Origin of the sequence: Archangium sp. (assembly GCF_036389735.1) — a bacterium.
Lineage (GTDB): Bacteria > Myxococcota > Myxococcia > Myxococcales > Myxococcaceae > Archangium.
On sequence record NZ_DASVWK010000264.1, the window covers coordinates 1 to 9692 of the forward strand.

Annotated in this window: 12 protein-coding genes; 4 read left to right on the forward strand and 8 right to left on the reverse strand. The window is 70.7% G+C overall.

The window, feature by feature from the left end; all coding sequences use genetic code 11:
• From VF794_RS09525 to VF794_RS09540, 4 genes are all read right to left on the reverse strand, one after another.
• Positions 1-531: S1C family serine protease (locus VF794_RS09525; RefSeq protein WP_331108965.1), on the reverse strand; the 531-nt coding region annotated here is incomplete at its 3' end.
• 106 nt (positions 532-637) lie between these two features.
• Positions 638-1285 carry a response regulator transcription factor gene (locus VF794_RS09530; protein ID WP_331108986.1) on the reverse strand — a complete coding sequence of 216 codons (648 nt, stop codon included), beginning with the start codon at positions 1283-1285 and terminating at the stop codon, positions 638-640.
• 81 nt (positions 1286-1366) lie between these two features.
• Complete coding sequence (gene amrS / locus VF794_RS09535) at positions 1367-2440, reverse strand: AmmeMemoRadiSam system radical SAM enzyme (protein WP_331108967.1); 1074 nt, start codon at positions 2438-2440, stop codon at positions 1367-1369.
• A gap of 131 nt (positions 2441-2571) precedes the next feature.
• Positions 2572-3039, reverse strand: a complete 468-nt coding sequence (locus VF794_RS09540) for a ferritin-like domain-containing protein (RefSeq protein WP_331108969.1) — start codon at positions 3037-3039, stop codon at positions 2572-2574.
• A gap of 183 nt (positions 3040-3222) precedes the next feature.
• On the opposite strand from VF794_RS09540, the gene VF794_RS09545 reads away from it, so the two are divergent.
• Positions 3223-4167 (forward strand): metallophosphoesterase, encoded by a 945-nt coding sequence (locus VF794_RS09545; RefSeq protein ID WP_331108971.1) that lies wholly within the window; start codon positions 3223-3225, stop codon positions 4165-4167.
• Between the two features lie 104 nt (positions 4168-4271).
• On the forward strand, positions 4272-5195 hold the full coding sequence (locus VF794_RS09550) for a neuraminidase (RefSeq protein ID WP_331108973.1): 924 nt from the start codon (positions 4272-4274) through the stop codon (positions 5193-5195).
• A 15-nt stretch (positions 5196-5210) separates the two neighbouring features.
• On the opposite strand, the gene VF794_RS09555 is transcribed toward VF794_RS09550, so the two are convergent.
• Positions 5211-5339, reverse strand: coding sequence for a hypothetical protein (locus tag VF794_RS09555; protein ID WP_331108974.1), 129 nt, complete (start codon positions 5337-5339; stop codon positions 5211-5213).
• 83 nt (positions 5340-5422) lie between these two features.
• Positions 5423-6112, reverse strand: a complete 690-nt coding sequence (locus VF794_RS09560; protein WP_331108976.1) for a suppressor of fused domain protein — start codon at positions 6110-6112, stop codon at positions 5423-5425.
• Between the two features lie 266 nt (positions 6113-6378).
• On the opposite strand from VF794_RS09560, the gene VF794_RS09565 reads away from it, so the two are divergent.
• Entirely contained in the window at positions 6379-7359 is a 981-nt protein-coding gene (locus tag VF794_RS09565; RefSeq protein WP_331108978.1) for a hypothetical protein, read from the forward strand.
• A gap of 40 nt (positions 7360-7399) precedes the next feature.
• On the forward strand, positions 7400-7936 hold the full coding sequence (locus VF794_RS09570) for a hypothetical protein (protein WP_331108980.1): 537 nt from the start codon (positions 7400-7402) through the stop codon (positions 7934-7936).
• A 3-nt stretch (positions 7937-7939) separates the two neighbouring features.
• Here the strand turns inward: VF794_RS09570 and VF794_RS09575 are convergent, their stop codons facing one another.
• Both VF794_RS09575 and VF794_RS09580 read right to left on the reverse strand, forming a co-directional pair.
• Positions 7940-9130, reverse strand: coding sequence for a GNAT family N-acetyltransferase (locus VF794_RS09575; RefSeq protein WP_331108982.1), 1191 nt, complete (start codon positions 9128-9130; stop codon positions 7940-7942).
• Between the two features lie 131 nt (positions 9131-9261).
• A partial coding sequence (locus VF794_RS09580) for a hypothetical protein (RefSeq protein ID WP_331108984.1) occupies positions 9262-9692 on the reverse strand: 431 nt, incomplete at its 5' end.

Here is a 9692-nt window from a genome sequence, read left to right on the forward strand (position 1 = left end):
GGTGCGGGACAGGGCCGAGGTGAGCAGTCCGAGGAAGCGGCCTTGCGTGTCCACCAGCGCGCCCCCCGAGAAACCGGGGGGCAGGTCCGCATCGGTCTCCAGGTAGCGGTCGATGCGGCCCCCCGCGAAGGTGCGCCAGCCCTCGCCGAACGCACTGACGATGCCGAGCGTGGCGCGCGCGGTGCGGCCCGGGCGGCCCACGGCGAGCACCAGGTGGCCCACCTTCACGCCCTCGAGCGGCACGGGTGCCAACGGGGTGAGGCCGGACACGTCGGCCTTGAGCAGCGCCAGGTCGGTGGACGGGTCGCGGCCCACCAACTCGGCCGAGACGGTACGTCCATCCGCGAGGCCCACGGAGATGGAGCCCTCGTGCTCGAGGGCATGGTGGGTGGTGACGATGTGGCCCTCGGCGCTCCAGACGAGGCCGGTGGCCCCGTGACGGCGGCGGGCCTCGATGCGGACGACGCTCGGGGCGATGCGCTCGATGATGGAGGCGAGGGACTGGGAGAGGGTTTGGAGGTCGACGGACATGCGGCGTTTCCTTTCGCTCCAAAAGCTAGAAGGCATGCCCTCGCGGCACATCGGCGAGACGGGCAGGCCCCCGACCTACCCATTCGGGCAGGTCCCCTCCCCATTCTCAGAGGGTCACGAGCCCCATGCGCGCGGCCCGGACCACCGCCTCCGTGCGCCGCTGCACCCCGAGCTTGGCCATCACCGCGTTCACATGGAACTTCGCGGTGTGCTCGCTGATGCCAAGCCGGTCCGCGATGGACTTGTTGGACAGGCCCTCGGCGAGCAGTGCCAGCACCTCGCGCTCGCGGGGCGTCAGGCTCTCCGGCCCCCCGGGGCCGTGGGTGGAGGCGGCGGCGCGCGGGGTGGCGCGCACGGAGGCGAGGGCCGGGTCGAACACGTTGAGCCCTCGGGCCACGGCCCGGAGCGCGGCGAACAGGGGCGCGGGCGCCACGTCTCGGAAGAGCAGCCCCCGTGCCCCCGCCGAGAGCGCCCCCTCTCCCGCGGACTCATCCGGGACGAGCGCGAGCACGGGGGCCCCCAGCTCGGGAGCATCGAGTCGCCCACCGGACTCGGCCGGGTGCAGGCCCACGTCCCACAGCACCACATCCGGCGCGAGCTCCGGCCGCGAGGCCTCCATCTCCGCCAGGGTGCCGGCCGCGATGACGGCGATGTCACCGCCCTGCTCCGCGAGGGTTCGGGAGAGCGCCCCTCGGGCCAGCGGGTCCTCGGCGACCAGCGTGAGACGGATGGGTGAGGCGTCGGAGTCCAGCACGGAGACCATGCCTAACGGGTTCCCTCGCGCTTCGCCTGGCTGGCCTCCTGTGCCCCTGTGCCGCACCGCATCAGGTGTCGGCTACATCACCGCGATGGGGAAACGGCGGCGGCCGAAGTCTCCCGGCTTCGCATCGAAGTGGCCCGGGACCCTCGCTCCGCAGTCCGGGCACGTGCCTTCCTCCGTGAGCCCGTACGTCAGGAGCTCGTGCCAGTCGCGCACGATGAGCCCCTTGCCGCAGTCCGGGCACAGCGTCGTCTCACCCGCCGGGTCGTGCGTGTTGCCCGTGTACACGTACCGCAGCCCCGCCTTCCGTGCGATCTCCCTCGCCCTCCGCAGCGTGGCCGGCGGCGTCGGCGGAATGTCTCGCAGCTTGTAGTCCGGATGGAACGCCGTGAAGTGCAGCGGCACGTCCGGGCCCAGGTGCTTCAACAGCCAGTCGCTCATCGCTCCGATTTCCGCGTCCGAGTCGTTCTTCCCCGGAATCAGCAGCGTCGTGATCTCCAGCCACACCTTCGTCTCGTGCCGGAGGTACTCCAACGTCTCCAGCACCGGCTTCAGGTGCGCGGCCGTCAGCTGGAAATAGAAGTCCTCCGTGAACGCCTTCAAGTCCACGTTCGCCGCGTCCATCTTCGCGTAGAACTCACGGCGCGGCTCGGCATGCATGTAGCCCGCCGTCACCGCCACCGTCTGGATGCCTCGCGCATGGCACGCGTCCGCCACGTCCATCGCGTACTCGGCGAAGATGACCGGATCGTTGTACGTGAAGGCCACGCTCCGGCAGCCGTACGCCTCCGCCGCTCGGGCGATCGCCTCGGGGCTCGCCTCGTCGGTGAGCCGATCCATCTGCTTGGACTTGGAGATGTCCCAGTTCTGGCAGAAGCGGCACGCCAGGTTGCATCCCGCCGTACCGAAGGACAGCACACTGCTGCCCGGATGGAAGTGCGTCAGTGGCTTCTTCTCGATGGGGTCCACGCAGAACCCCGACGAGCGCCCATACGTCGCCAGCACCAGCTGGTCGCCCGTGCGCTGCCGCACGAAACACATGCCCCGCTGGCCCTCGTGCAGCTTGCAGTCGCGAGGACACAGGTCGCACTGGATGCGCCCGTCCTCCAGCGCATGCCACCAGCGCGCGGGGTATTGGTTCTCGCTCATGTCCTCCTCCTCTCAATAGAGGAGGAACACACGAGGGAGCGGGCAGTCGTCCCGGTTGCGCTCCCCGGAGGGCCGGGTCATCGGGCGACCAGGCACGTGACCCCTGGTCGCCCTCCTGGCCCCCTCGTGGACTACGGCTGCATCGGCAGTTGCTCCCAGCTCCGGTTGCGCAGCGCGTCCTCGATGAAGGCCAGGTGCCGCTGCTCGTCCGAGAAGTTGCGCTCGATGATGGCGCGGGCCTCGTCGCTCCAGCTCTCGTCCAGCGCCATCCGGTAGGTGTGGTTGGTGAGCACCTCGTTGCCCCGCATCGCCTGGAGCGCCGCCTCGTTGCCCATCATTGAGGTGACCGCGGTGAAGCCCTTGAGGATGAAGCCCATGGCATCCGGCTTCTGCCGGGGCGTGCCGCCGAGGTCCATCACCACCCGGGACAGGTCCTGGATGTGGCGCACATGGTCCTGCTGGAACTCCCGCAGCCGCATCCGCAGGGACTCCACGTCGATGCGGTGGATCGCCGCCGCGTACGCCCCCACCGCGTCGTAGTCGAGCGCGATGAGCGCATTGAGTCGCTCGATCATCCTGTTCAGGTCCATCGCCGCCATACCCGTCCTCCTCCTGAAGTACGCGGAAATCCCGCGTGGCCGAAACCTGGGCAGGAAGGCGAGGGGCCTCAAGGGGCCTGGGCGGACACTTCCCTACGTCTTCGATGCGCGTCCGCCTGGCGAGCGGGGAGGCTCCTCCCACGAGGACTCGCACGCGGGTCGGGGTGGTATGTGGAGCCCTCCATGAATCCCGAGATCCTCAAGCTCCAGGAGCAGCGACTCGCGATCCTCGTCCTCCTCATCTCCGTGGTGTGCGGTGGGGCGCTCTTCCTGGGCTTCAAGCTCGCCCTGGCCCGGGTGCGCAAGCGGCCCGTGCCGCCGGTGGAGCGCCGGGTCGCCTCCGTCTTCCTCGGCCTCCTGCTCGTCGGCTTGAGCTGCCTGACGTACGCCCTCACCGTCGAGCCCGACTGGCTCCAGGTCTCCCGGGTGGAGGTGCCGACGGCCCGGCTTCCCTCGGGGAGCCGCCTGCGCATCGTCCACCTGTCGGACCTGCACGTCGACGGCTGGACGAAGGCGCTCGAGCGTCTGCCGGACGAGGTCAACGCGCTCCAGCCGGACCTGCTCGTCTTCACCGGCGACTCCCTCAATTCCGAGGCGGGGCTGCCCATCCTCCGCGAGGTGCTCTCGCGCATCCAGACGCGCTACGGGCGCTTCGCCGTCCGGGGCAACCATGACACCTGGTACTGGAGCGAGCTCGACCTGTTCGGGGGTGGGGTTGCCCAGGAACTCCAGCGCGAGGCGCTCCGCACCGCCGGGGGCCGCGTGGTGCTCTGCGGCGCCCCCTATGGCATGCCCGGGCGCATCGACACCTGCCTGCGGGACAACCCCGACGGCTTCCGCCTCGTCGCCTACCACACGCCGGACCTGGTGGAGGACCTGGCTCCGCTCGGGCCGGACCTCTACCTCGCGGGCCACACGCACGGCGGCCAGGTCCGTCTGCCCTTCTATGGTGCCGTCCTCACCATGTCCCGCTTCGACAAGAAGTACGAGATGGGCCTGTACGTGGTGGGCCAGACGCCCCTCTTCGTCAGCCGTGGCGTCGGGGCCGAACCCCATGTCCCCCGCATCCGCTTCCTGTGCCGGCCGGAGATCGCCGTCATCGACCTGGTGGGCTCCGGAGCGCCGTGACGCGCCCCTCCCGGGTAGTCGACGGCTGCCGCACCTGGCCCTTTCCTGGTCGCGGGCGGACTGGCATCTTCCCGCCGCATTCCGTGATTCGCCGAGGGTGACGCGTGCCGGAGAGAGACTGGGAGAAGCTGGGAGCGCTGTCCGAGGGCCTGAAGGTCGGCGCGGTGGCCGTGAGCCGTGAGGGCTTCGGCCTCGTCGGCGCCGTGATGGAGCCGTCCGCGAGCGCCCTCCTGGAGCGCATGCGGGGCCGGCGTGCCCACCTGCACCGCGTCGCCGCTGGTTCCGTGATGAAGGTCTGGGAGGGTCCGGGTTGGATCCAGGCCCTGGACTGCCAGGGGTCGCTGGCCGTGGCCATCGGGGGCACGCTGAAGCCGTCGGGCTCGGGCTCGGACTACCACCTGCTGGTGTCCACGGACGGTGGCCGCGAGTGGCGGGCCCGCGGGCCGGTGGGCGCGCCGAGCGTCGGACAGGTGCTCGTCATCAGCCCCGAGGAGATCTGGGTGCTGGGTGCCTGGTTCCTCGGGCGCACCACGAATGGTGGCGCTACGTGGACCGAGGTGGAGCTGGCCGGCGAGCGCAATGCCCACACCGAGCGCCTGCGGCGCGTCGAGGGCGGCGTGGCCCTGCTGGGGCGGGGCGTGGCCCTGTCCCAGGAGGGGGGCGCCTCGTGGAGCCGGCAGGACGTGGGCGCCACGCGCGTGGTGGACTTGGATGGGGCCTTCCTGGCCGCCGTGGTGGAGGGGCAGGCCCGGGTCGGCGAGCGCCAGGGCACCGAGGTGCGCTGGCTGGAGCCGCTGCCCCAGGGCCATGAGCCCCTGCGCCTCGTGTCCGCCGAGGGCGTGCTGCGCCTGCTGACGCGCACCGTGGATCCCTCCAAGGCGGCCGAGCTGGCCCTCCATCAGAGCGAGGACGGGGGGCGGACGTGGTCGACCCACGCGCTGCCCAGCGGTCCCCACGTGGACATCGCCGGCCGGGAGTGGGCCCTGGGCGTGGATGCCGGAGGCGCCCTCCACGGCCGTCTGGCGTGAGGCGGGGGCCGTCTCTCAGGAGGTGAGCGCGGTGATGAGCAGCGCGCCCATCACCGAGCCCACGAGCGTGCAGCCCAGCAGCTTGAGGGCGGCGATCGTCGACGCCCGAGCGGTGTGTCGAAGGGTGGAGGTGGTCGAGGTCATGGCCTGTCCACCGACGTTCGTAGCAGCCGCGTCTGACACGGCGCGGGCGGGGGCGAACTCCACCCCCGCCCCGCTTGCACCGCCTACAGTTGAACCTGCTCGCGGTTGGTGTGGGTGATGTAGCCCGTGCCCGCGGCCTCCAGCTTCGCCATCAGCCGGTCCATGCCGTTGGAGCGCGAGAAGGCCATCTCGTTCTTCGTCACGCCCACCAGGGTCAGCAGCTCCACCCTCCCCGACTCCAGCTGGAAGTGCGAGGGGCGCGAGGGGTCCTTCACGAAGACGAAGCCGTTGAGCTTGCACTCCGCGCTGCCGTCCAGCGAGCCCTCCACCGGATAGCGGTGCCCCATGCCGAAGGCTCGCAGGCACACGAGGTTGTAGGCGATCATGTCCAGCAGCCGGAGCACCGGCCACTTCGCCTCCTCCGTCGTGTGGATGACCATCTCGTAGCCAATGCCGCTCTTGGCGTCGGGGGCGATCTCCTGCCCCGGGGTGACCGTGAAGGGATTGGACAGGCCGCTCGTCACGTACGTCCAGTAGGGGTACTCGGGGCTCGGCGGTGCCACGCGCACGCCCACGCCGCCCCAGTTCGGATCCAGCTCCTTCACCTCGGCCAGATCACTCTCCAGCCAGGCCTCGAGCGCACCACTCTGCTCCAGCGTGTACACCTCCTCGCTGATGGCCCCGAAGAGCTTGGGGTACTCCACCTCATCCCGATCCGCCCAGCAGTCCTCGTACCACTGCAGGAAGTCCGCTTCTGTCTCAGGCGCGTTCATAGCGCTCGGACTCTACGGGTTGTTTCCTCGCGATTCACTTTTCCATTTCGGTTTCCTGTTCGTCCCCATGCTGGGCAGCCTCCTTCTCAACGTGGGAAAAGCCGTTCCCTCCCCCTGGGCAGGCAGGCGAGCACGCCTGTCGCACGTTGTACCCACGGAGCGACCGCCGGTGGACGAAGTGGGTGGTGGAGCGCCCGGTATGGGTCGTGAAGGGGAACACGGGCACGAGCCGGCAGGGCGCTCGAGTTCACACACGGGGGAGCGACATGCAGAGGGGATGGAAGGCCGCGGCCATGGTCGTGGTGCTGGGAGGAGCGGGCGCGGCCAGTGCCCATGAGTTCACCTGTGAGAAGCGCATCCACGTGAAGGGCGAGGGGTCCTCCGGTGGGGGCGAGGGCCCCCGGGTGACGCGCTTCCCGGCCACGCTGCGCTTCCAGTACAAGGTGAAGAACATCCACCCCAAGTCGGAGTCCGTGGCCAACAGCGTGGAGGCCCCGCTGCTGGAGCCCTACGGCTTCCGCTCTCCCTTCTCCACGCCGCTGGCCGTCGGGGTGGGCAAGGCGTACGAGGGCACCTTCGAGGTGACGCTCGACTCGCTCGATGCCTGTCAGGCACTGGCGGCCTCGGACGGCAAGGCGGACGGGAACTTCGATAGCCCGCTCCGGGTGAAGTGGGCCCTGGGCGAGACGCAGTGCGCCGCGCGCGTCTCGTGCTGCGAGCCCTTCGTGGACTGCGAGCTGGCCTGCCCGGAGGATGACCCCGACTGCGTGGAGCCGGGCTCCCCCGGGGCCGTGGGGGCCTCGCGCAACGCGGGCTTCTTCAAGGTACACGAGCAGGCGCTGGGGCAGTGCCTCGCGCTGGGCCGCATCGACCTGGGCGTGGCCAGGGTGGAGTCGCTGGAGCAGGCGCTGGGGCTGTTGTGGGCCAGCCCCGGGCTCGACCGCAACGGAGCTGTCCGCGGCGAGGCGGACGCCCGGCGCTTCGAGCTGGCGCGCGAGGCCCTGGTGTCCTCGTGCAACGAGCGCCTCTTCGGGGCCGACGCGAAGCGGGGCCGCGCGCTGGACGAGGCCCTGCGGGCGCTGCGCACCTCGGGGGGCGAGGACGCCGAGCGCCTCTCCACGGAGCTGCGGCGCCACAACGAGGCGGGTACCCGCGAGCCGCTGCCCCAGGGTTTCGACGCGGGGAAGGCCACGCCGGCGCACGCCGCCAGCCTCGCCGTCGACCCGACGGAGCCCGGCCGTCCGTAACGCTCGTTTCCTTCCCACACCTTCCAGGAGAACAGACACCATGAAGAAGCTGATGCTGTCCGCGCTGGGCGCGGCCTTCCTCTGCCTCGCCGGTTGTGGCGGGGAGGCCCGGACGGAGGCCACGGGGCCCCGCCCGGACTTCCCCGAGGACCTCCAGGGGCAGCGCTTCGAGCTGCGCCTCAAGGGGGTGAACAACCCCGGCTATACCTCGGCGCTCGTGCAGGTGCGCCGCCTCACCGTCACCTCCGTGGACGGGCAGCCCCTGGCCAGCCGCCTCAAGACGCGCCAGGCGCTGGAGCTGACGAATCCCGAGCACTCGCACCTCCTGGGCCGCTTCGTGGTGCCCGAGGGGGTGGAGCGGGTGAACGTGGAGGTGGAACTCGACGACTTCGGCGGCTACGAGGGGGCCTCGGGCGGCGGAGTCATTGATACCCGGGTGGCGCCGCTGCGCTTCGAGGCGCCGGTGGCCTACCTCGCCGAGCGCGGCCACGCGGTGGTGCACCTGGACCTGGGACAGTCGCTCCAGACCCTGGGCGAGTCTCGGCTGCTGCTGCCGAGCCTGGACGTGCGCTACTAGCGATTAGCCGGTGGCACGGCCCTGTCCCGGCAGGGGCCAGGGCTTGAGGCCGGCGAGCTCCTGGGCCTGCTCGATGGCGGGCCGCAGGTGGGCCTGCTCGCGGCGCAGGAAGTCACGCACCGCCTTGTCGAGCGTCCTGTCGAAGAGCAGGTGGGCGCTGTGCACCGCCGTGGGCTCGAAGCCGCGGGAGACCTTGTGCTCCCCGCCCGCCCCGGGCTCGAACACCTTGCGCCCCGTCTGGATGCACTCGTCCACCGAGTGGTACAGGCACACGTGGAAGTGCAGGAACGGGTGCTCCTCGAAGCACCCCCAGTAGCGCCCATAGAGGCGCTCGGGGGTGGCGAGGTTGAAGGCCCCGGCGATCACCTTCCCCTTGTGCTCGGCCTGCACCAGCTCCACCGTCTCTGGCAGCGCGCGGAAGGCACGCACGAAGAAGTTCTCGTTGAGCTGCACCTGACCCCAGGGGCCGCGGCTCTCGCACGTGGCCTCGTAGAAGCCATAGGCGCGCCGGGCGTGCTCGGTGGTGAGCTCCTGGCCGCGCACGGTGCGGATGGTGATGCCCTGGCTGGCGGCGGCGCCGCGCTCACGCTTGAGCTGCGAGCGGCGCTTGGAGTCGAAGCGCGCCAGGTAGTCGTCGTAGCCGCGATAGCCCGGGTTCTTCCAGTGGTACTGCAGGGTGATGCGGCGCGCGAGCCCCTCCTGCTCCAGCAGGTCCGCCTCCGCCTCGGTGGGGTAGAGGAAGTGGACGGAGGAGCAGCCCCCCTCGCGGGCGCTCTCGAGGGCGGCCTGGAGCAGCGTCCGGCGCAGCGCGGGGACGTCCTCTCCGGGGTCGATGAGGAAGCGCGGGCTGGTGGCCGGGGAGAGCGGGGCGCCCACGACGAGCTTGGGGTAGTACTCGATGCCGAGCCGCTCGGCGGCACTGGCCCAGGCGAAGTCGTAGATGTACTCGCCCATGCTGTGGTGCTTGCGGTAGGCGGGAGTGGCGCCCACGAGCTTCTTCCCACGCCAGAGCGTGAGGTGCTGGGGCTCCCAGCCCGTCTCGAGCCGCGCACTGCCACTCTCCTCCATGGCGGCGAGCCACGCATGGCGGATGAAGGGAGGCGCATCGGGTCCGGTGAGAGCGTCCCAGGCGGCGGCGGGGACGTCCGTGATGGACTCGAGGAGGAGGAGTCGGAGGGGAGTGTCGGCGGCCACGGGAGACCTTCTTAACGCGGGCGCCACACGCTCGCCGCGTCTCCGTGTAAGAGCCTGGAAGTCTTGAGGGATTTCCCACACGGCGCTGGCTCGGAGGGCAGCCAGGACGCTCGGTGGACAGCTCGCCCCGCTCAGCGGCACCGAGGCTGGGCGGGGGCTCCAGCGCTGGTGGCGAGGAGTTGGAGGAAGCCGGTCGGCGGGGGTTCCTGCCCGCTTCCCCACAGCGTGGCCTCCGCCCAGCACTGCACCCAGGGGATGCCCCAGTCCTCCGGGAGCGTCTTGCACTGCTCCTGGCGGGCCGTCCCACGCACCTGGCCCTCGCGCTGCACCGCCGTGAACACGTGGGGCGCGAGCCGCTTCAGGAAGGCATCCGCGTAGGCCTGGGGCGGCGGGATGACCAGCGGATCCGCCTGGAGCTTCGCGGGGCTGAAGCCCACGTGCTCCTGGTCCTCGAAGCGCGTCTCTCCCTCCTGCTGGATGGGCGGCGTGGACGGGGTGCTCGACTGGAGCGTGAAGCGGTAGGCCGACGCCCAGCGGTGGGTCCGCACGGTGTAGTTGAAGT